Origin of the sequence: Campylobacter sp. RM5063, assembly GCF_024723655.1 — a bacterium.
Lineage (GTDB): Bacteria > Campylobacterota > Campylobacteria > Campylobacterales > Campylobacteraceae > Campylobacter_D > Campylobacter_D lari_D.
Window position 1 is genome coordinate 109,841 of sequence record NZ_JANQDA010000002.1, and the last position, 23,511, is coordinate 133,351.

At 30.3% G+C, this 23,511-nt stretch carries 17 protein-coding genes and 1 pseudogene; 2 read left to right on the plus strand and 16 right to left on the minus strand.

The features are described from left to right. The 16 genes and pseudogenes from CAMP5063_RS01500 to CAMP5063_RS01575 form a co-directional block, all read right to left on the minus strand. A complete protein-coding gene (locus tag CAMP5063_RS01500; protein WP_263728670.1) occupies nucleotides 1-792 on the minus strand; it encodes an NADH-quinone oxidoreductase subunit C in 792 nt (263 codons plus the stop codon). Next, nucleotides 792-1,289 carry a NuoB/complex I 20 kDa subunit family protein gene (locus CAMP5063_RS01505; RefSeq protein WP_039619352.1) on the minus strand — a complete coding sequence of 166 codons (498 nt, stop codon included), beginning with the start codon at nucleotides 1,287-1,289 and terminating at the stop codon, nucleotides 792-794. Before CAMP5063_RS01505 ends, CAMP5063_RS01500 begins: the two co-directional genes overlap by 1 nt. Further along, nucleotides 1,268-1,687 carry an NAD(P)H-quinone oxidoreductase subunit 3 gene (locus tag CAMP5063_RS01510; RefSeq protein WP_337194670.1) on the minus strand — a complete coding sequence of 140 codons (420 nt, stop codon included), beginning with the start codon at nucleotides 1,685-1,687 and terminating at the stop codon, nucleotides 1,268-1,270. The genes CAMP5063_RS01505 and CAMP5063_RS01510 overlap by 22 nt, the downstream gene beginning before the upstream one ends. Before the next feature lie 117 nt (nucleotides 1,688-1,804). After that, nucleotides 1,805-2,473 carry an ATP-binding cassette domain-containing protein gene (locus CAMP5063_RS01515; protein WP_337194671.1) on the minus strand — a complete coding sequence of 223 codons (669 nt, stop codon included), beginning with the start codon at nucleotides 2,471-2,473 and terminating at the stop codon, nucleotides 1,805-1,807. Then, on the minus strand, nucleotides 2,457-3,230 hold the full coding sequence (locus CAMP5063_RS01520) for an ATP-binding cassette domain-containing protein (protein WP_337194672.1): 774 nt from the start codon (nucleotides 3,228-3,230) through the stop codon (nucleotides 2,457-2,459). The genes CAMP5063_RS01515 and CAMP5063_RS01520 overlap by 17 nt, the downstream gene beginning before the upstream one ends. After that, entirely contained in the window at nucleotides 3,227-4,003 is a 777-nt protein-coding gene (locus CAMP5063_RS01525; RefSeq protein ID WP_263661959.1) for an ABC transporter permease, read from the minus strand. The genes CAMP5063_RS01520 and CAMP5063_RS01525 overlap by 4 nt, the downstream gene beginning before the upstream one ends. Continuing rightward, nucleotides 3,996-4,934 carry an ABC transporter permease gene (locus CAMP5063_RS01530; protein WP_337194679.1) on the minus strand — a complete coding sequence of 313 codons (939 nt, stop codon included), beginning with the start codon at nucleotides 4,932-4,934 and terminating at the stop codon, nucleotides 3,996-3,998. The genes CAMP5063_RS01525 and CAMP5063_RS01530 overlap by 8 nt, the downstream gene beginning before the upstream one ends. An 11-nt stretch (nucleotides 4,935-4,945) precedes the next feature. Then, entirely contained in the window at nucleotides 4,946-6,481 is a 1,536-nt protein-coding gene (locus CAMP5063_RS01535; protein WP_337194673.1) for an ABC transporter substrate-binding protein, read from the minus strand. Nucleotides 6,482-6,524: 43 nt separating this feature from the next. After that, nucleotides 6,525-8,468 carry a BCCT family transporter gene (locus tag CAMP5063_RS01540; protein ID WP_070255432.1) on the minus strand — a complete coding sequence of 648 codons (1,944 nt, stop codon included), beginning with the start codon at nucleotides 8,466-8,468 and terminating at the stop codon, nucleotides 6,525-6,527. A 198-nt stretch (nucleotides 8,469-8,666) separates the two neighbouring features. Continuing rightward, nucleotides 8,667-9,317: a LutC/YkgG family protein gene (locus tag CAMP5063_RS01545; protein WP_133319465.1), complete on the minus strand. Its 651-nt coding sequence runs from the start codon at nucleotides 9,315-9,317 to the stop codon at nucleotides 8,667-8,669. Continuing rightward, on the minus strand, nucleotides 9,310-10,725 hold the full coding sequence (locus tag CAMP5063_RS01550) for a LutB/LldF family L-lactate oxidation iron-sulfur protein (RefSeq protein ID WP_337194674.1): 1,416 nt from the start codon (nucleotides 10,723-10,725) through the stop codon (nucleotides 9,310-9,312). Before CAMP5063_RS01550 ends, CAMP5063_RS01545 begins: the two co-directional genes overlap by 8 nt. Next, nucleotides 10,722-11,462: a (Fe-S)-binding protein gene (locus tag CAMP5063_RS01555; protein ID WP_115614003.1), complete on the minus strand. Its 741-nt coding sequence runs from the start codon at nucleotides 11,460-11,462 to the stop codon at nucleotides 10,722-10,724. Before CAMP5063_RS01555 ends, CAMP5063_RS01550 begins: the two co-directional genes overlap by 4 nt. Nucleotides 11,463-11,468: 6 nt before the next feature. Then, nucleotides 11,469-13,124: an L-lactate permease gene (locus CAMP5063_RS01560; RefSeq protein ID WP_442863204.1), complete on the minus strand. Its 1,656-nt coding sequence runs from the start codon at nucleotides 13,122-13,124 to the stop codon at nucleotides 11,469-11,471. Between the two features lie 276 nt (nucleotides 13,125-13,400). Beyond that, a pseudogene (locus CAMP5063_RS08495) lies at nucleotides 13,401-14,528 on the minus strand (pentapeptide repeat-containing protein); the annotation flags it as partial. Nucleotides 14,529-15,212: 684 nt separating this feature from the next. Next, a complete protein-coding gene (locus tag CAMP5063_RS01570; protein ID WP_133319463.1) occupies nucleotides 15,213-16,382 on the minus strand; it encodes a protein kinase family protein in 1,170 nt (389 codons plus the stop codon). Further along, a complete protein-coding gene (locus CAMP5063_RS01575) occupies nucleotides 16,382-20,164 on the minus strand; it encodes a type IIG restriction enzyme/methyltransferase (RefSeq protein ID WP_337194676.1) in 3,783 nt (1,260 codons plus the stop codon). Before CAMP5063_RS01575 ends, CAMP5063_RS01570 begins: the two co-directional genes overlap by 1 nt. Before the next feature lie 212 nt (nucleotides 20,165-20,376). Here CAMP5063_RS01575 and CAMP5063_RS01580 point away from each other — a divergent pair, with 212 nt between their 5' ends. After that, nucleotides 20,377-20,955, plus strand: coding sequence for a cytochrome c3 family protein (locus CAMP5063_RS01580; RefSeq protein ID WP_133319461.1), 579 nt, complete (start codon nucleotides 20,377-20,379; stop codon nucleotides 20,953-20,955). Between the two features lies 1 nt (nucleotide 20,956). Next, complete coding sequence (locus tag CAMP5063_RS01585) at nucleotides 20,957-23,476, plus strand: molybdopterin guanine dinucleotide-containing S/N-oxide reductase (RefSeq protein WP_337194677.1); 2,520 nt, start codon at nucleotides 20,957-20,959, stop codon at nucleotides 23,474-23,476. Nucleotides 23,477-23,511: the final 35 nt, after the last annotated feature.

Here is a 23,511-nt window from a genome sequence, read left to right on the forward strand (position 1 = left end):
TTATCTTCTCTTATCTAAAATTTTTACTTGCGTTCTTTTGGCTTTTTTCACAAAAGGCACGCCACCTTCTTCTTGATATTCTTGTAGGTATTTATCCTCTCTTGGAGCTTCGCCTTTACCAACCTCATGATAAATTCTACTAAAGTTTAGCGTGTCTTTTTCATCTACAAAACCTGGATCTCTATTTTCTTCACCTACAACCTCGCGGTATTCTTTTCCAAAAATTTTATCTATCTCATACCACTTAGCAAATTCATCACCATGCAAAGGATAGCTTTTTAAAAAAGGATGTCCATACCAATCATCAGGCATTAAAAGTCTTTTTAAGTTCGGATGATTGATGATGAAAATTCCAAACATATCATATATTTCTCTCTCACACCAATTAGCACCCTTAAAAACGCTCATAACACTTTGAAGCCTTTCTTTTAAACCAACGAAAGTTTTTATTCTCACTCTTAAATTTTTCTCCATATTTAAAAGCTGATAATATACTTCAAAACCCTGTTTTTGAGCGACAAAATCAATCGCACTTGCGTCAGTAAAACAGCTATAACCTAAATTCTTAAGCTTATCAAGAATAGCAACATTATCATCTTTGTTTATCTCAATCACCCAAAAATCAAGCTCTATAAAAGAATTTTTTAACTCAAATTCTTGACTTAAAATTTGATGATCACTCTCAAAAACACTACCCTCTGTGCTTAATTTTTTAGTTATAGGTGCATGGTAAAATCTATCCTCATAATAATTTTTTAGTTGAGCATTTTTCTTATCGCTATATTTTCTCATCATATAAGCCTTTTTGGAGCTATTTTTCTGCTTGCTTTTTCTTTACGAATTCTTTTTTGCAAAATCATCAAAGCAAATTGAAAAGTTTCAGGACGCGGGGCACAGCCTGGTACATAAATATCAACAGGAATAATCCTATCCACTCCTTGGACAGTAGAATAGGTATTAAACATACCGCCGGTATTTGCACAAGAACCCATAGAAATAACCCATTTAGGATCAGGCATTTGATCATAAAGTCTTCTTGTAAATTCAGCATGTTTTTTACTTAAAGTACCCGCTATAATCATTACTTCAGATTGTCTTGGACTTGCTCTAAAAATTGTTCCAAATCTATCAAAATCATATCTTGCACCACCTGCTGCCATCATTTCAATAGCACAACAGGCAAGTCCATAAGATAGTGCCCATAAAGAATTACTTCTACCCCATTGCACTAACTTATCAACCGTAGTTAAAACAACTGGCGCATTACTCATTTTTTGATACTCTGCCATGCAAATGCTCCTTTTTTATAAGCATATAAAAAGCCTACTGCAAGTAATAAAATAAAAACAAACACTTCCACTAAGGCGAATAAAGATAAGCCATATTTTGAAAGTTCTGCGGTTAAATCTTTAAAAATCACCGCCCAAGGAAATAAAAACACCACTTCAATATCAAGCAAAATAAAAATCAATGCAAAAACAAAAAATTGAGAATTGATTTTATTTGCTTGTTTAGAAGCCATAGGCCCGCACTCATAAATTCCTAGTCCAAGTTTTTTTCTATTATGAGAGGCTAGCTTAGAGCCTATTTTAGAAGAAATATACACCAAAGTAAAAAATATAACACTTGCAATAACAAGCATTGCAAAGATGCCAAAGTATTGATGCTCCATAGTTGCGTGCGTCATAATAAACCTTTTATTTAAGCATAATTAAATTTATTTTACTTCAATTTAGCTATATAAAAACTTATTATCAAAAAAATAAATTTTTATGTATTTCAAAATGAAACAGTTTTTATCTTTTTATAAATACATTTTTTTATGACAAATATCTTGTAAGATTTTTTCCTGATGAGAAATAAAAATATAAGTAATATCGTATTTTTTTTGAAAAGCATATAAATAATTTAGAATTTTACAAGTAGTTGGTATATCAAGTGCTGCTGTGATTTCATCTAAAATAAGCAATTTTGGTTTTAAAAGCAAAGCTCTAATCAAACCTAATCTTTGGCTTTGACCGCCACTTAATTTAGAAGGTTTTAAATTTAAAATATCTTTTTCAAGTTCAAAAACATCAAAAAGCTTAAAAAGCTCTTCAAAATCAGGCTTAAGTTTAAAATTTTCATATACATCAAGTAAAAGTCTTTTAGTTCTTTTGTAAGGATTTAAGGCTAGCTTTTGATCTTGGAAAACATATTGAATTTTTTGGCGTAATTTTCTTTGAGCGTTAAAATCTAAATTTAATATATTTTCATTTTCAAACAAAACTTCTCCAGTATTTGCGCGTTCAAGCATACAAAGAATTTTAGCCAAAGTGCTTTTACCGCTACCACTTTCCCCACAAAGCAATAAATTTTCATTTTGATTTAAAGAAAAACTCACATCTTTAAAAACAAAAATTTCCTCTTCCTTTAAATACCAATGTTTTTTAAATTTATAAGATTTGCTTAAATTTTTAACTTCTAAAAACATTCTCATTCTCAAAATAATTTAACAATTCTTTAGCAAAAACACCTTTTGGATTGCTTAAAAACTCTTTCACGGGCATTTGATAAATCAAAGTTTTATCTTCTATGATAGCCACCTCATCACAAAGCTCTTTAGCTAAATTTATATCATGAGTAATGAAAATGAGATTTTTAAATTGTGTTTTTAACTCTTTTAAAATAGCGATGATTTTTTCTTCATTAGCTCTATCAAGTGAGCTTGTAATCTCATCACACAATAAATACTTAGCCTCGCTTAGTAAAGCTAGAGCTATTTGAATGCGTCTTGCCATACCACCACTTAGCTGATATATAAAAGAATGCCATAAAAGATCATGATTTTTAAGCCCTAAACACTCAAAATAATAAAAGGCCTTTTCTTTAATCTCTTTTGTGCTTAAATTAGTATGAGTTTTTAAAACTATATTAAAATAACTCCCTATATCAACAAGAGGATAAAAACTCCCATAAACATCTTGAAAAAGTAAATTTACCTTAGTTCTTAAAATATTTAATTCTTTTTCTTTTAAAATTAAAATATCTTTTTGATCTATCCTAAATTTTTGTGCATTAAGCTTATAGTGTTTATCAAAGAGCTTAATCATGCTTTTTAAAAGCAAGCTTTTTCCCGCTCCACTTTTACCCATGATAGTCAAAGCTTTACCATCTTCTAAATTAAGATTTATATCTTTTAATAAGATCTTATCTTTAAAGCTAAGATTTAAATTTGCAATTTCTATCATGCTTTAATCTCTTCTTGTAAGTCATTACCCAAAGCAAGCAAAGGTAGGATAAGCATAAGTATAAAGGCTACTGGAAAAACTATCATCCACCAAAATCCTAAAAACACAGCCTTACTTGCTTCATTTAACATATTTCCTAAACTTGGAGTCCAAAGCTCTACACCCAAGCCAAAAAAGCTTAAAGTAGCTTCACTTGTAATAGCATGAGCAATATTTAAAACAAAAAGCACAAAAAGCAAATTCCAACAAGCAGGTAAAAGCTCACTAAATAAAGCTTTCATCTTACTAGAGCCTAGAATGATAGCATTTTGATAAAACTCAAGTTTTTGAAATTTATTAAGCTGAGTATCAAGTACTTTTGCCACAAAAGCAAAATGCCCCAAAGCGATGATAAAAATCATACTCCACAAAGATCCTGCCAAAAAACTTTGAAAAAACATAATCACAAGTAAAGAAGGTAAAGCCAAAAGCATATCAAGCACTCTAGCGAAAAAAGCATAAGCAAAAAATCTTGTTAAAAACACATAAACACAAGCAAAAAGCACGCTAAAAAATGCCGCCATTACCCCTACAAATAAAGAAACACGCAAGGCATATAAAATACGCGTAAAAATATCTCTACCAAGTAAATCTGTGCCAAAAATATGACTTAAATTTGGGGCTATTTTAGCCTTGCTTAAATCCACTAAATTAGGATCATAAGAACTTATTAAAGGTACAAAAAGCGCTAAAATAAAACTTAGTAAAATCATCATCACATAAAACTTACGCATTAGCAAACCTTGGATTAATCATCTTGCAAATTATCTCTACGATCAAATTTACAAGCACTACCACTAAAATGCTAAAAATTACCACAGCTAACACCACAGGATAGTCTTTAAACAATATACTTTTAATCACTAAATTTCCAACACCCTCATAAGAAAACACACTTTCTACTATATAAGTTCCCATTAAAAAACTCACAAAGGAAGCACCAAAATACGCGAGTATAGAAGCAAAAGCATCTTTTAATACAAAATGCAAATAAATTCTTTTTTTACTAAGCCCTCTTGCAAAAGCACTTTCTATAAAGCCCTGATTTAAACTATCAATCAAACTTGTCCTTATAAAACGCACAAAAACAGCTAAATGTGAAAGCACTAAAGCACATACTGGTAAAAACAAATGCCATAAACGATTAAATATATCATCTTCAAAGCCAATATCAGCAATAGCCGAACTTGGAAAAAGCTTAAAAAATACAGCAAAAACTAAAATAAGCATTAGCGATAAAGAAAAAGCAGGCAATGCAAAAAAACTCATCGTTGAAAAGGTAATAATTTTATCCAAAAAACTATCTTTATAAAGAACGCAAAAAAGCGCTAAAACCAAAGATAACACAAAAAGCACCAAAAAAGCCAAACTTCCTAGTATGATGGTATAGGGAAGTTTTTCTTTTAAAATTTCATTAACCTTTTCTCCGCTGATTAAAGAGTAGGAAAAGTCGCCTTTCATGGCATTAAAAAGCCAATTTTCATACTGCTCTAATAAAGGCTTGTCTAAATTTAAATTATGCTCAATTTCTTCTTTTATTTTAAGGCTAGTTCCTTGAGGCACACTAGCAAAAACCACACTTCCTTTAGCATGATAAATCATCACAAAACATAAAAAACTTGCAAAAATCATCAAAAAAAACGCCCATAAAAGGCGTTTAAAAATGAGTTTTAACACTAATTTTTGCTCCACTCATAAGCATTCCAAGTAAAACCTACCCCATGATGACCTAAAATATGAGGTTTTATACCTTGGATATTTTTAGCAAAAACTAAAGGATAATCAATATAAGCTATAAATAAAAATGCAGGATCTTTATATAAAGCGTCAATAAATTCTTTATAGTATTTTTTTCTTTCATTTACATCAAGCGAATTTCTCGCTTTTATCAGAGCTTCATCAACTTTAGCATTTTGATAATGACCAAAATTCCATCCACTAGAGTTTAAAGCACTATCTTGAGAGCTTTCAAAAACTCTAAAGGTATGAAAATCAGGATCATAAGGACTACCCCAACCTACCAAAAAGCTGTCAATCTTAGTATAGTCAAAACTTCCACTCGGCTTAGCAACTGCCTTTGCCTTAATACCAAGCTTTAAAAACTCACTTTGTAAGATATTTACCAAAGCTATTCTTAGTGGATCTTCACTCATAGCATACATTTCAAAGCTAAATTCTTTGCCATTTTTTTCTAAAATTCCATTTTTGTTTTTCACAAAGCCTGCTTTTGCTAAAAGCTCATTTGCTTTTTTTACATCATAAGTATAAGTTGCAAATTCTTTAGGATTTGCCCATGATTTTTCCAAAGGATGATTTGCTACTTTTCCAAAAGAATGCAAAAGAGAATCCACAATAGCTTTCTTATCGATAGCATAATTTAGTGCTAAACGCACATTTTGATCTTTTAAAAACTCATGATTAAAATTAAACATCAAAGCACGATAATCAGCCGAAGGCTCTATAAGCATTTTAAAGTTTTTATCATTTGCAAAATTTGAAGCTAGAGCAAAATCGACTAAAGCTACATCAATAGAACCATTTTTAAGCTCAATAGCGCTAATACTTGGATCTTTAATATGTTTTAGTATGAGTTTTGGTGTTTTTACCTTAGCTAAATGATAATTTTCATTTGCTTCTAAGATCATGTATTGACCTTTTTTCCATTGTTTTAGCTTATATGGTCCTGTTCCTATAGGCATTTGATTAAATTTAGTAGTATTTAAATTTTCTTTTTCAAGTAAATGTTTTGGTAAAATTCCCACACTCAAAGCGTCTAAAAATGCAGGAAAAGGCTTTGAAAGTGTGATGGACAAATGATAATCATCAATGATTTTTACTTCTTTAACTGCGTCAAAATTTACCTTTGAGGGTGAATTTAACTTCTCATCTTTTAAAGCATTTATACTAAATTCCACATCTTTGGCACTAAATTTAGTCCCATCATGCCACAATATATCATCTCTTAAAATAAATTCATAAACAAGCCCATCTTTACTAACTTTCCAAGATCTAGCAAGATCAGGCGCTAAGCTCATATTTTCATCAAAGCGTGTAAGTCCTGAAAACACAAGAGCAATTGCCACATCATGATCTTCACTAAAAAGCGGATTTATACGCTCTGGCTCATTTTCCACTGCTATAACGATCGTATCTTTTGGCGTAATAGCAAAAAGATTTAAAGCACAAAAAAACATTAAAAAAAATCTCAACATAAAAGGCCTTTCTTATAAGAATAAAGTGTAATTATAACGCTTTTTAATCATAAGCTTTGGTAAAAATTTCATTTTTATCATCAAATAAAAGTTGCAAATACCTCTCATATTGCTTTAGTATATCTACGATGATTTCTTGCTCGTTTAAATACTCTATATTATAACCATTACGCGAATCAGCAAAGAAAGTTTGTGGCTCAAAGATAAATTCTTTAGAATAAGTTGGCATAAATTTATCATCGATTATGCTTTGACTTGCTTGTTTTTTTACCACTTGCACTCCATAGATAAAATCTTTTGCAAATTCTTTTTTTATAATCAAACTTATACTTGATTTTTCTTGAACGATCTGTGTTTTCAAGCCGTAGTTTTTTAGACTTTGGCTGAGTGATTCCATAGCATTTTTAACTTTGGTATTTAAGAAATTTTGTATGTCTTGTTCTTTGCTTTGTTTTAAAATTCTAGCAAGTCTTTCTTGCCAAAATTCTCCTGTAAAATACACACTACTTTGACTAAGCTTAGTTAAAGAGTAATTCACATCTACAATTAAGCCTTTAAGCAATGAAAAACACATCAAACAAAGCAAAAATGCAAAAGGTAAAGCCACTATCATAGTGATACTTAAAATCGCCCCCAAGCCGCCTGAATACAGTAAAGAAGTAGCTAAAAGCGCAAGCACAAAACCCCAAAGGATATTTTGCCATTTGTATGGCTCATGAGCGCCACCACTACTTAAAGAATTTAACACAAATATCCCACTATCTGCTGAAGTGATGAAAAACAAAGCTAAAACCAAAAGCGCAAGCAAAGAACTAAAATAAGAAAAAGAAAAATTTTGTAAAAAATAAAAAAGCAAACTTTCAGGTGCTGAAGTAAAAGGACTTAAAATATCATTGAAATTTAAAGCACTATTGCCAAAAATGCTAAACCAAAGTATATTAAAACTAGTAGGCACTACAAGCACGCCAAAAATAAATTCCCTTATCGTTCTACCACGAGAAATCTTAGCAATGAAAAAGCCCACAAAAGGCGCCCAACTAAGCCACCAAGCCCAATAATAAATAGTCCAATTATTAAACCATTCTATATGTTCTTTTTCATAATAATAAGTCTTAAAGCTCAAAGAAATTAAATTTTGCAAATAATTTCCAATATTAGAGCTAAATTGCGAAAGAATTTGGATGGTATTTGTTGAAAAAAGCACAAAAAGCATTAAACACACTGCAAAAACTAAATTTGCTTCACTTAAAATTTTTAAACCCTTTGTTAAGCCACTAATCGATGAGAGTGTGGCTAAAGAAATAATGATGATTATAATCACGCTTTGTTCTAAAAAGCTTTGTCCGTTTAAAATACCCAAATTTGAAAAGCCCGCATTTAGTTGAGATGCACTATAACCAAGTGTAGTGCTAATGCCAAAAACCGTGACAATTAAAGCAAGCATATCAACCAAATTTCCCCAAAAACCATAAATTTTATCTTTAAGCAAAGGGTAAAAAGCACTACGCAAACTAAGAGGCATTTTATATCTAAAACCAAAATACGCCATAGCCAAAGCACACACCCCATAAATAGCCCATGGGTGAATTCCCCAGTGAAAGATAGTATGTAGCATAGCTTCTTCATCGCTTGTTTGCAAGGCTTTTTTATGTATGAGAGGTTCAGCCACACCAAAATACATAAGCCCCACGCCCATACCCGTAGCAAAAAGCATAGCAAGCCAAGAAGTAAATTTAAAATGAGGTTTTTCATCATCATCGCCGAGTTTAATATCGCCAAATTTTGAAAGTGCAAGTGCGAGCATAAAACACACAAAAAAGCTCACACTTAATATATAAAACCATGAAAAATTTGCAAAAATTCCACTTTTTATATGATTGATAAAATCATTTGTAAGTTTAGGCAAGAAAATACAACTAAGGCTTAAAACAACTATAATACTAATACTTGGTAAAAATACTGCCTTTTTAAAACTTGTTTTTAACATGATTTTCCTTTTTATAGTTTTAAAATTTAAGTTAATACCTTTTTTACTATGTCAAAAAATATCTTAAATATAACTAAAATCAATAAAATAGCAAAGGTTGATAAAAATATAATTTAATTAATGTTTTAAAAACCAAGAAGTTAATTTTTGATTTGAAGGTGATTTTAGAATTTACACTAAGTGCAAATTCTAAATAAATCAATAAAGTATAATATGAACCTTTTGAGATCCATGAACTCCAAAAACAGTGATAAGTTCAATATCTGCAGTTCTTGATGGCCCTGCTATAAACAAAATATTGCTAGGTAAAATTTCATTTTCTTCTTTTACTAAATTCAATGCTTGGCTAATGCTTTTTACAATATTTTCTTTTTTTAATAAAACAATACAAAGCATAGGAGCCAAAGAAAGCATTCTTGGTTGAGTTTTATCAGACAAAACTAAAGCAACTCCATGTGAGCTTACTCCAACTCTTGCTTGGATGATAGAAAAATCACTATGAAAAACTTCTTTTCGTATTTTTTCAATCTCTTGATTAAAACAAGTCTTTTTTTCGGCTTCAATTTTATTTATATCTAAATTTAAATTATCAGGATAAATAAGACTTTTATAGCCATAACTTTTAACAATTTGATTGATTTTTTCTTCTAATTTTTCTAACGAGCTTTCTTCTACTATGTATTTATTTGCACTCATTTTTTCTTTTAACTCACTATACATATCATCACTTGTTTTGATATGCTCTATAGGATCCATAGTCGGAATTTTTTCAAAAGATAAATGTGTATTTTTAATCTTATCCAAAATAGCTTTTTTGCTTTGTGAAGAAATTTCATTTATTCTACTCACACTTTACTCCTTGCATATTTTCAAGTTCTTTATAAAGATCAAGTTTTATTTGTGGAAATTCCTTATAAGTACTCCATTTTTTAACTACTGGTAAAGAATTTTTTCCTTTTTGCAAAAGCCAATTAAAATTATGTAAATTTGCTAAAGTATTTTTCCAAATAATAGGAGTTGTAGCTACTTTTTCAAAAATCTTAAATGCCATAGCTTCAGCAGTATTTGGAGTGATATTATCAAAACTTCCTTGACCTACTTTTGCTGCTCTTAATTTGCGTATTAAATCCGCAAGAGGAATTCTTACCGGACAAACTTCAGAACATCTTCCACAAAGCGAGCAAAAAGTAAGAATATCACCATTTTCTTGCATACCAAAAAGATTAGGACTTATGACTTCTCCAATCGGCCCTGGATATACACTTTGATAAGTATGGCCGCCTATTTTATCATACACAGGACAAAAATTCATACAAGCCCCACATCTTATACAACGCAAAGCTTCATAATAATCTTCATCATTTAGCATTTTGCTTCTATTATGATCAAAAAGAATAATATGCACTTCTTTTGGGCCATCTAAATCTCCATTTTTTCTAGGTCCTGTAATGATATTGTTATAAGTTGGTATAAATTGACCCGTAGCTGATGGAGTAAGCAAAGACACCATAGTAGCAGCATCTTCAAAGCTTTCCATAACTTTTTCTATACCACAAAGTGCTACATGTATATCACTTGCTGTGGTGCACATCCTACCATTTCCCTCATTTTCTATAAGCCAAAAAGCGCCTTCTTTAGACATAGCAAAATTTACTCCGCTAAGTCCCATTTTAAGCCCTTCAAATTCATCTCTTAAATGCTTTCTTGCAATAGAATTTAGCTTTTCTGGCTCACTTTCTAAATTAGAGCCTAATTTTTCTTGAAAAATTTTACCAATTTCATAGCGGTTCTTATGTACCGCTGGAACTACAATATGCACGGGAGTTTCATCATTTAACTGCAATATAAGTTCGCCTAAATCTGTTTCTATGGCTTTTAAGCCTTTGGATTCTAGGTAGTGGTTTAAACCTATTTCCTCACTAGCCATAGATTTACCTTTTAGAATTTTACCGATGTTTTTTTCTACCATTAATTCATATATAATCTCACAGGCATCCTCATCAGAACTCGCCCAATGGACATTTATGCCATTTTTAGTGGCATTTTGTTCAAATTCTAAAAGCCTATCGTGTAAAGTTGATAAAGCATTGTTTTTAGCTTGCTTAGCTTTAGATCTTAGTCCTTGCCAATCATTAAATTTCTCATCTATAACTTTTAAACGATTTTTTTGCAAAGTATGCATGGCAGATCTTAAATTCTCTCGCATTTGCTTATCATGAATTTTCACATCCACAATTTGTTCATGTGTCATTTTCATATCGCAACTCCTTCAAGACGCTTGTTTAAAAAATCATACAAATGAATTCCTTTTATATCAAGCCCCATTTTACTCATCGTGCCTGCAATATTCATCAAACACCCACCATCAGAACTTAATACATATTTTACGCCTGTATTTTGGATATCTTTGATTTTTTCTTGTGCCATAGAGTTTGAAATTTGAGGCTCTTTCACAGAAAAAGTTCCTCCAAAACCACAGCATTCTTCTTCAAATTCTAGAGGAATTAATTCCACATTTTTGAGTTTTTTTAGCAGATTTTTGCTCGCTTGTATGCTTTTTTGAATTCTTAATGCATGGCAATTAGAGTGCCAAGTCACTTTTATAGGCTCGCCTTTGTCTTCATAATCAACCTTTAAAACCTCATCTAAATACTGACTAAGATCAATCACTCTAGAGCTAAATTCCTTTACCAAGTTAAAATGCTCATCATCTTTGAAAAGCTCTAAATAATCATGACTCATCATCCCCGCACAAGAACCGCTTGGCACTACTATAGGATAATCTTGAGTAAAAAGTTTTATATTATGCAAAGCTATATTTTTACTTTCTTTAAAATACCCTGAATTAAATGAGGGTTGAGAGCAGCAAGTTTGCTGCTTTTTAAATATAACCTCAACTCCCTCTCTTCTTAAAAGTCTAACCGCGTTTAAAACACTTTCTTGCATTATCGCACTACCCAAACAAGTAGCAAATAAATACACTTTTTTCATCATCAATCCTTATTTTAAAAGCACTGCTTCAGGGATGATCCCGTGAAAGAAAAATGCTATAACAAAAGTCCAAATTCCTATTAGAATTATAAAACCTATTGAGTATTTTAAAGTAAATCTAAACAATTCAGATTCTTTTCCTACAAGTCCAACTGCTGCGCAAGCTACCGCTATACTTTGAGGAGATATCATTTTACCCACAACTCCACCAACAGAATTTGCTGCTAAAAATAAAGTTTCTGAAATTCCTAATTTTTGAGCACTAACTTGCTGTAATGTCCCAAAAAGCAAATTTGAACTAGTATCAGAACCTGTTAAAAACACACCTATCCATCCTATGATAGGAGAAAAAAATGCATAAGCATCGCCTGTATTTGAAAAAGCAAGTCCTAAAGTAGTACTCATACCGCTATTTTTAGCTATAAAGGCAAAAGCAACTACTAAGCCTATAGTTAAACATGGAGTGGCCATTTCTTTTAAAGTTTCCCAAAAACACTCGGTAGCTTCGTTGATTTTTATTTTCAACACAACAATGCTCATTAAAGCAGCCACTAAAATAGCAGTTCCTGCTTGTGCTACTAAATCTATAGTATGTGATGGAATCATTGTTTTTGTGATTTGTGGATTAACTATATCAGGACTTATGATAGCTCCTAAGGCTTCATTAAATTTCAAAGTAAATTGCATAAAATTTAATATTCCATCTTTAGCAAATAAAGCCTTAAACCAAGGTTGAGTCCATATAATAATACAAATAATCAAAAGTATAAAAGGAATCCAAGCTAAAAATACTTTTTTAAATTCTAGCTTTTGTGAGTTTTCAAAGTCTTTTACATCATCTAATCTAAAAATATTTTTTGGCTTCCAAAATTTTAAAAATATCGTAGTAATAGACAAAGAAACAACCGCTGAAATAATATCTGGAAGCTCTGCACCTAAATGATTTGAACTCCAAAATTGTGTAGCAGTAAAAGAAACGGCTGCGACAAAAATAGCAGGAAAGGTTTCTTTAACCCCTTTAAAACCATCCATTAAAAATACTATAAAAAATGGTATAGTCAAGCTAAGAGGCACAAGCATTCTACCCACCATAGCTGAAACACCGTGCTGTTCTATACCTGCTAGATTACTCATCGCTATGATAGGAATTCCAACTGCTCCAAAAGCTACCGGAGCGGTATTGGCTATGAGGCAAAGTCCTGCAGCGTATAATGGTCTAAGCCCAAGTCCTACAAGTAATGCAGCGGTAATAGCCACTGGCCCTCCAAAACCTATAGCACCTTCTAAAAAAGAACCAAAACAAAATCCAATCAAAATCACTTGAATTCTATGATCTGGAGTGATACTCATAACACTTTGTTTTATCACTTCAAACGAGCCTGATTTGATAGAAAGTTTATATAAAAATATGGCCGCGATGATGATCCAAGCTATAGGCCAAATACCATTTGCAAAACCTTGTATAAAGCTAGCACCTAATAAAGAAAACGGCATATCATAAGCAAACAATGCCACAACACTTGATAAAATAAGAGTTAAAAAGCCTGCTTGATAGCCTTTGAGTTTGAAAACTACAAGAGAAAGCAAAAAGCACAAAATAGGCAAAAAAGCCACCAAAGCACTTAAAGGTATGTTGTCAAATGGATTATATATTTGTTGCCACATATTTTTCCTTTTGATAAAAATTTCCAATATCTAGCTTAACAAATATTTTTATTTTTGTGTATTTTTGTTAGAAAAAATTAACTATATGGGTATAAGAGTAACATTTAGTATAAAAATTCTCTTTTAATAAAAACAAAAATTTACACTTTACAAATGAAATATAAAGTATTGTTTATATTTGAAACAAAATATAAATATAATAAAAATATTTATATCAAAAGTATTTTTAAATCAAATTTTTCATCATACTTTAAAGCTAAAAGCATGATTTTGCTTTCAGCTTGGCACTATGGAGTTTTTACGTGCAGTTTTTTGAAGTGAGAATATCACTAAAGCTACAAGTATAAAATGCACCACAGATAAACTAAGCAATAAAGGATAAGTAGCGTTGCTGTCTTTTTCTAAAAAGCTTCCAAATACAGGAAGCATTAAACTAGGTTTTGCAAGTAATGCAAAAATGCAAACTATATAAGAAACACCAATGGTGATTTTTCTTATAATTTCTTGCTTATCATCAAGTAAAATAAATTTCAAAGCAAAAAATACAAAAAGACTTATAATAGCAATATGTGTATACAAAGCTACCAAATCTAAAAAATTAAAAATCACATAAAAAAAGCTACCAAAAATATATAAATTAGTAAAAATATTGAAAGAAAGTATCGATAAAACTATAAATAATAAAATCAATACATAAACAAAATTGTTTTTTATAAATTCATCTAGCTTACCACTTTCTTTGTTTATATTTAAACCAAAGATATTATAAGTCGTTTTATTGTGTTCTTTAAAGATATAGCTTTCATTAGTATCTACTTGAACGATGTGATATTTTGCATGATTTTCTATGCTGGGTTGTTTAAATTTATCAAGTACAAAAGAAAAAACGCTAAAAAGCATGATGATTATAAGCAGATTATGAAACACCTTTAGCAAGTCTGTATGATGATCACAAAGCTTGTGATAAAAAACAAGTTGCCATTTGTCTATCCATTCTTTAGAAAATATCTTGGGCTTTTTCTCTTCTAGTTCTATCTCTTTGCAATAAAGCTCGTATTTATGAAAATTTGAAGCGTCTAAAAGATTATTATCTTTTATCAATGCATTTTTAAAATTTCTAAAAGAATCTCTAAAATCATTTGCAAATTTATCTAAAGATTTTTTATCTTTTTCATTTTTATCTTTATTAAAATCTTCATATTCTTGTTTAATTCTATCTTGCAAATCATCAAAAGTAAAATTTAAATTTGTATTTACAACATTTAAATTTCCTTTGAAAATTACCTGAGAAAAATTTGGAGTTTTATCAAATCTAGCTCCATAAAAACTAGCTGTCTTTTCAAATTCGCACTTATAAAAATCAACACTATCTTTAAAATAAGAATTAATAAAATACGCATTGTTTTTAAAAAAAATACTAAAAAAATAACATTTATCGTTAAATTTATTTTTATGCAAAGATATATTTTCAATAAAACTATCTTTTACATAAAAATATTTTTCAAATGTATTAAAACTTAAATACAAATTACCTATTTTGGTATTATTTGTAAATTTAACACTTTCTAAAAAATTATTAAGACTAAAATGTAAATTTTTAAATTCGCAATTATTAAATTCAATCATTGCTTTATAATCATCTATAGACTTATAGTTACTTATTGCAAAATCTTCAAAACAAATATTTTTTAAATCTATTTGTTTAAAATAGCAATTACTAAAATACAAATTTTGTTTAATATGTATTTTTTCTTTGCTTTCGTTTTTAAATTCTATATTAAAACTTTCAAATTTTATTTGAAAATCCATATCAGATAATTTAGACAACATTGTTAAATCTATTGTTAAGTTTAAAATATTTTCTTTATTATTTTTTATGATAAATAAATTTTTATGTTCTTTTATATACTCTTCATCATTAATTTTAAAATCATCTATATCATATTCATTTATTTCTTTTATATTATATTCACAAGAACATTTTATAACTTCCTTTAATTTTTCTTTGATTTTTTCAACATCAATTTCTGATAAAGTTAAAAATTTAGAATACATTTTTTATCCTTTTAGCTTGGCACTATGGAGTTTTTACGTGCAGTTTTTTAAAAAAGAAACAAAATCTTTTCTTAAATCATTTAAATTTTTATATCTATTCTCTATATTTTCATCAGTTGCTTTTTGTAAAAAGTTGCATTTAGCTTTTTCCATATTTGTTTTTCCAGTGGCTACAAAATACAAAACTCTACTTAAAGCATAAATTTCATCACTTGTATCATAGTTTTTAAAACCCTTTTTTTGTAATCTAGAAATTTCATTTAAACTTCCTTTTACTTCTGTATTTTCACTTGTTAATTGACTATCAATCTCTTTTATAAGCCCAAAATCTGAAATTTTTACTACAGGATAAATATCATCGTATATCTTTAATAAAATATTTTTAAAGCTTATATCTCTATGTAATATTTTTTTATTCCATAAAATTTCAATACCTCTAATTATTTGACAACCTAAATTAATTTTTTCATCAATCAAAAGTTTGGAATTATTTTGATTTATATATTTTTCTAAAGTAAAATCAGCATATTCCATAATATATTCATTTCTATCTTTATTTAAAGAATATACTTTTAAAACATAAGGATTGTTTATGCTTTTCATTGTTTCAAATTCTTTTAAAAATCTTTCAATTTCTTTAGTATTTACATTTTCATTCAATCTTTTTAAAGCAAAATCACATTGATAAAATTCATCATAATATTTAAATACTTTCGCATAAGAACCACAACCAATATTTTTTAATTGATACTCTATATTAGTTTTTGAATTTTTAATAAAACCTGATTTTTTAAATATAGGAATAATTTTATAAATTTCTATTTTTTCCATTCCAATAGGAATTATACTACCTCCACTACTTTTTAAAAATTTAATACATTTATTAAAAACATCAGCGTAATATTCATCTATTTCGAAAGACAAGCTGCTGTTTTTAAGTTTTTTTTGCAATTCTAATGCTAACTCTATGCTGTATTTTAATGTTCCACTTTCACTAGCCCAATAGTGATTACCTTTTTCAGTGCTAGGAAGACGTGTGTTCATTCTTTGAAAACAAGACATAATTTTTTCATGCAATGTTGAAAAAATTAATTGTAATTTTTCATTATCAAAAATATAATACAAGGCAACATACTCCACATTTGTTTGGTATTTAATTTCATCAAAAGCATTCTCTATAGAGTTTATAATCTTATCTTCCATTACTTGCCTTCAATGATTTTTATTTCTTCTTCGTTTAGGTTGTAAAGTTTATAAACGATAGAGTTTATTTTGTCTTCTTGGGTTTTGGTGTTTGCGTTTTTGTCTTGCTCTTTTAAAACTAAAATCTCATCGACTAAGCTTATAAGCTCGTTTGCTAGTTTTTCATTTTTAGAATTTATTTTTGGTATAGGAAGTCTTTCTAAAAATGCCTTTTTATATCTAAATCCATTTTCACCTAAGTTTCCACCGGCGTAAAATGTTTTAAATATAAAAGCCACAAAATCATTGTTTAAAAAAGCAATGAGATATTTTAGATTTTCCCCTGTTAAAATAAAACTTGTTGCTTCTGCGTAAAAATTTAACTTTGTATCTAAATAAAATTGCGGACTTCTCACAATTTCACTATATATTATTTTTTCCTTTTCAAACTGCGATAAATAATCTTTATTTGGATTGTTATCTAACTCAAGCCAATGATGTTGTCCTAAATATGGTTTTTGATCCGTTATGGGCTTATTAGTACATTGTCCCCTAGCTTGAAGTTTTTTCTTATATTGCTTTAAATGATTATATATAGCAGGATATTCTTTTTCTAAAATTTTATAACTTCCAAATTCAAAAACTATAATCCACAAATTCGCCCACTCATAACTATATCTTTTTATATCTCTACCGCGTAACATTTTGCGTATGAGTTTGGCGGTGCGTTCTTTTTCGGCTTCATCTTTGCATTTAGCTAGAATTTCATCTCTTTTTTCAGTAGTGATGATAAAGGCTTCATTATAGCCCGTTTTTATGCCATAGTTTATATTAAGCCCATGCCAGTCTTTAAGTGGAGTGCCGTGATTTTCTATCTTTGCTTTTAGTGCGTTTGTACCCTCATCGTTAAAAGTAAAGCTTTCTTTGCTTAAAGAATTTTGTGCGATTTTGTTAAAATTTAAAATGCTTTCTATGTTAAAGTCGTTTTCTTTTAAAAGCTCGGTGTTTGGGGCTAGGTATTTGAAGCTATTATCTTTAGTTTTTGCTTTTTCAAAGCTTAGTATGGAAGTATCTACCGTAGCACTATCAAAGACTTTTATACCATTTAGATCGATGTATTCTAAAAGTGTGGTATTTTTGAGTAAAAACTCTCTTAAAGCTTCTCCATAACCTGCTCTTGTGTATTTGTTTGAAGTGATGAAAGACAAAACACCATTTTGCTTTAGCACATTAAACCCAAGCTCATAAAAGTAAGTATAAATGTCGCTAGTGCCTTTATAGACTTTATAGTTTTTGGCTAAATTTGGCTTTAGTTCTTTGATGTCTTCTTGTCTGATGTAAGGTGGGTTACCGATGATGAGATCAAACCCTTGAAAATTCCCGCCCTCATCAAGCACTTCGCTAAATTCAAAACGCCATTCAAAAGGATTTGCACTTTCTAAGTCAAATATACTCTCATAAAGCTTTTTAAGCTTTTTAAATTCTTTCTTAGCTGCACTTTCATCAAAGTCAAATTCAAACATATTTTTAGAGAAAAATGCTCTAAAATTCTCATCTTTTTCATCTTGCGCTAAAAAATCGCCGTATTTTTTAGAGTATTCATTAGCGCCGTTGGTAAGTTGCTTAATCTCTTTGGCAAATTTGTCTTTTAAGCAGAAATTTTTAAAAGATTCTTTGAGGTTTTTGATCTCTTTTGCGATGAGAGTTTTGTCGGTGTAAAAGCCTTCTTTGTAGTCTTTGACTATGCGTTTGTATTTATCCATGCGTTCTTTGATGTTTGGGTAGTGAGAAAGGCTTTTGTGAATTTCAAAATAACTTATAAGCGAATTTCCGCATTTTATGTTGATATCGATGTTTGGTAGGGTTTTAAGATCATGATAGTTTGTATCATCAAAGCTTTCATAAAAGCTGTGTTTTAAAAGCTCTATCCAAAGCCTTAGTTTAGTGATCTCACATGAGTTTGGGTTGATATCTACTCCAAAAAGGTTGTTTTCTATGATGTCTTTTTTACGCTCGAAAAGTTCTTTTTGGCAAAGGTGGGTTTTGTCTTTGTCAAAATCAGGGTGTTTATACTCTAAAAACTGGCCTTTGTGATTTTGCACTAAAATTTCATCATTTTGCACGCTTAGGTAAAAGTCCTCTTCAAACAAACCAAGCTCATAATGCACCATAAGCATGGCATTTAAAGCTGAAACTAAAAAATGCCCACTTCCCACTGCAGGATCGCAAATGCGTATGGAATTTAGCAAGGCTAGTTTTTGCTCTTGAGAGATTTTTTCTTGGCGTAGCTGGGTTCTTAGCTCGTTTAGCTTGGTGGCATTTAGCTTAAAAGTATGGTTAAATTTATCAAGCACGACTTTTTCTATGCTTGCTTTACACATATATGAAGTGATAAAGCTTGGGGTATAAAAACTACCTTCTTTGTAGCCATTTAGTTTTTCAAAGACATTTCCTAAAACGCTTGAGTTGATGAGTTCTTTTTGTTTGATGAGTTCTTCGCTTTGCTCATCTGCTCCAAAATCAAAGCTGTCTAAAAACTCAAACAAATACTCAAGCAAACCTACTTTACCTTTTTTGCTTTTGCCTTTGTCATCTTTTAACTGCGTGTGTGGGTGATACTCTAGCAAAGCATCATTTTCCAAAGTAGCGATTTCTAGTGTAGTTTTTTCGATGGCTTGTTTTTCAAAAAGTGATGAATTTAAATAAGGCAAATAGCTAAATTTACTCTGCGTCCTTGTGTGTTTTTCTTTAGCTAAGATATCAAAGAAAAGGTGTGAAAGGGTAGTAAAATTTGGAATTTTTTCATAGTTTAGAAATTTAAGGGTTTTATCATCATTAAATCTAACTAAATTAGACTCGATAAGCTTTAAAAATAAAATGCGGTTTAGCCAAAGTATGATGAATTTTAACACCTCTTCAAAGTCATGCTTTGGAAGCTTGCTCGCTATGAGATGATAAAGCGTGCCTTGGGCTTGTTTGCTTTGCTCACTTTGTGTGATGATGAATTTAGAAAGCTGTTTGCTCTCGCTTAAACCTAGGATGTACAAAAGCTCTTTATAGAATGCGTTGTTTAGTGAGTTTGCGTCATTTGGGCTAAATTCATTTAGCAAAAAGTCTCTATGAAAGGTTTTAAAAATGCTTGCTAGATTTTTGAAATTTGACTTTTGCTTGTCTTTTAAAAAGGCTAAATCGATGAAAAAGCCTTTTAAGCTTTCTTTGGAATTTTCTATAAGTTTGCTTGCTTCTTTGTAAAATTCATCAGTGTTGCCTTTAAAAAGTGAATTTGGGCTTTGAAATTCTTCAAAAAGCTTTTTAAAGCTTGTGTTTTTATAAAAAAGCTCTTCAAATTCACTAGCTTTGAAAATGTAGAATTTATAAAAGTCTGTGATGATGATAAATTTCAAACTAAAGCTATGCTCTCTGTTTCTAAAATAATACAAAATGGCTTCATGCAAGGCTTTGGAATTTGGCTTTGCGTGGATGATGAATTCTTTTGAGTTGGGCTTTTTAGCTTCGATGAGAACTTCTAAGTCTTTGCTAAACTCATCTTTAGCAATGGCTAAATCAATCTCGCTTTTGCCTTTTTGCTTGGTTTTGATGTGGGTTTTGAAATTTAGAGTGGTTAAAAATGGACTAAGTGTGTTAGCTACAAGATAATCTTCATTTTCACTTTGTGAGCTTTCAAGCCTTTCTAGATACTGCATTAAAGCCTTGCTAAAAGTGTCAAATTCATTTTGTGTAATTTGCTTTTTGCGGTAGTAGGGGTTGAAAAAATCTTTTTCATTTAGCAAAGTAAAGTGCATTTTTAACCTTTATAAAGAATATTTTATATTTTACTAAAATTTACTTGAAAGGATTGAAAAGACTTTATGAAAATATAAAAACAAATAAATTAAAAATTAATAAAAAATTATTAGATAATATTTATTATTGCATTTTTTATATTTTTATACTAAGAAAATTTTAATACTAAAGTTATACAATAAGTTTATATTAAAAATATCAAGGAGGCAAAATGGGAAAAATTTTAGTTTTCTGTTTAGCGCTTGTTTCTTTTGTTTGCGCTAAAAATGAATTTTTTACAAGTGAAGTAAGCTCACTTTACTTAAGCAAAAATGACACAAAAGCTGTTGGTAGATTGCTACCCACAAATCCTTTTGAAGTATTAAAAACTGATGGAAATAAAGTTTTAGTCAAGATCACAGGCTATGTTAATCCTGCTTCGCCTTCTGTGCTTTATTACAACGATAGTCAAAGAATCATAGTTGCTGCATTTTCTAAAAATACAAAACTTGATTTTAAAACTTATACTAAAAGCAAAAATGGAAAATGGGATAAAGCTACCATAGAAGTTTGGACTGACAAGAAAGATTTTGCAAAAAGCAACAAAGAAATGTTTATAAAAGCTAAAGAGCTTTATATGAATAATTGCGGAATTTGTCATAGCGTTCATAAAGAAAGTGAATTTAGTGCTAATGGCTGGCCTGCTACTTTTAGATCAATGGTAAATAGAACAGGAATTGATAAAAAAGATCATTGGCTAGTGATACAGTATTTGCAAAAAAATGCAAAAGATTTTAAGGAGGTAAAATAAAATGGGACTTGATAGAAGAAAATTTTTAAAAATCGGAGCAGGGTTAAGCGTGTTGCCTTTAGCTCCTAGTTTAGCCATGAGTAAAAATATAGAAGTTTCTCAAATAAATTCTGGTTTAGTAAAAAATGGAAGTGTGATAACAGCAGCACATTGGGGAATTTTAAAACTTACCATTAAAGATGGTGTGGTAATTAAAAGTGAGCCATGGGAAAAAGTAACACAAATTGACAATCCTTTACAACACTATACAGCAGATATGATCTACAAATCACGCGTGAAATATCCTTATGTTAGAAAAAGCTATCTTGAAAATCCCGACAATCCAAAACCTGAACTTAGAGGAAAAGATGAATTTGTGCGTGTAAGTTATGATGAGGCTATAAAACTTATAGCAAAAGAACTTAAAAAAACAAGAGAGCAAAAAGGAACTCAAGCTATATTTGGTGGAAGCTACGGATGGAAATCTAGTGGAAATATGCAAAATTGTAGAATATTGCTCCATAGATTTTTAAATGTCACAGGTGGTTTTGTAGGGACTACCGGAGATTACTCAACCGGAGCTTCTCAAATAATAATGCCTTATGTTGTAGGCTCTATTGAAGTATATGAACAGCAAACTTCATGGGAAAACATTTTAGAACATTCTAAAATAGTAGTTATTTGGGGTGCTAATCCTATCGCTACTTTAAGAATAGCTTGGACTTCAAACGATCAAAGAGGTCTTGCTTACTTTGAAAAATTAAAAAATAGTAAAATCAAGGTTATTTGTATAGATCCTATAAAAACCGAAACTGCTAAATTTTTAAATGCACAATGGATCTCTCCAAAACCAAATACAGATGTTGCTATGATGATAGGCATGGCTAGTCATTTGATCGAAAAAAATAAAGTCAATTATGAATTTTTAGAAAATTATACAAGTGGATTTGATAAGTTCAAAGCTTATTTAGATGGCAAGAATGATGGCATTAAAAAAGATACAAAATGGGCAAGTAAAATTTGTGGAATTGATGAAAAAATCATCAAAATACTAGCTGAAAGTTTTTATGATAACCCTACTATGATCATGAGTGGTTGGGGCATGCAAAGAGCTCATCATGGCGAGCAACCTCATTGGATGTTAATAACCCTAGCTTCAATGCTTGGTCAAATTGGCACTAAAGGTGGTGGATTTGGCTTAAGTTATCACTATAGTAATGGCGGTGTTCCATCATGCAAAGGTGGTGTTATAGGAGGTATTACAGCAGGAGCTGTGGGAATTTGGGAAAATGGTAAATTTAAAGGTATGCCAAAAAATGGAGAATCTCAAGGTGGTGCTGAATGGCTACAAAATACTGCTAGTTATTCTTTTCCTGTAGCTAGAATAGCTGATGCTTTATTAAATCCTGGGAAAGTTATAGACAATAATGGTTCTAAAATAACCTATCCTGATATTGACTTTATTTATTGGGCAGGTGGAAATCCATTAGTTCATCATCAAAATACAAACACTAACATCAAAGCATGGCAAAAACCAAGAACTATAGTTGTAAATGAAATTTATTGGACTCCAACTGCCAAAATGGCAGATATTGTAATGCCTACCACAAGTTCTTATGAACGAGATGATATTACCATGAGTGGAGATTATTCTAATATGAATATAGCTCCAATGAAGCAAGCAGTATTACCAATAGGCGAGAGCAAAGATGACTATGAAATTTTTGCTGATATTTGTCAAGTGTATGGAGATGATGTATTTAATGCTTATACCGAAAATGGTAAAAAAGCAAAAGATTTTATTAAAGAATACTACAATAGCGCTTTAAAACAAACTCAAGCTTATGGGGATGTATTTGAACCAAAAATGCCAAGTTTTGAAGAATTTTGGGCTAAAAATGAGCCTATAACTTTTTCTCCAACTATAGAAAGTATGGAATGGGTGAGATTTTCTGAATTTATTGAAGATCCTATCTTAAATGCTCTAGGCACCGAATCAGGCTTGATAGAAATTTACTCAAAAACTATCGAAAAGTATAACTATAAAGACTGCAAAGCACATCCAATGTGGATGGAGCCGATAGAATGGTTAGGAAATGCTACCAAGGAAACACCTTTTCATCTACTAACTAATCATCCAACAGATAGGCTTCACTCTCAAATGTGCCATACCTTATTGCGTGAAAAATATGCAGTAAATGATAGAGAACCTATCTTAATCAATCCTATTGATGCTAAAAAACTTGGAATCAAAGATGGTGATATTGTAAGAGTTTTCAATAAAAGAGGTCAAGTTCTCGCAGGTGCTGTGGTAACTAAAGATATTATGCCAAATGTTGTAAGATTATGCGAAGGTGGCTGGTATGATCCAAATGATGAAGGAATGTGCAAATACGGAAATGTAAATGTCTTAACTATTGATATGCCAACTTCTGAATTAGCAAACGGAAACATTTCTCATACAGGCTTAGTAAATATAGAAAAATATAAGGGATTACCGCCTAAAATAACAGCATTTACAGCTCCAAAAGGCGCTGTATAAACATTCTCTTTCTTAGAAGATAATTTCTTCTAAGA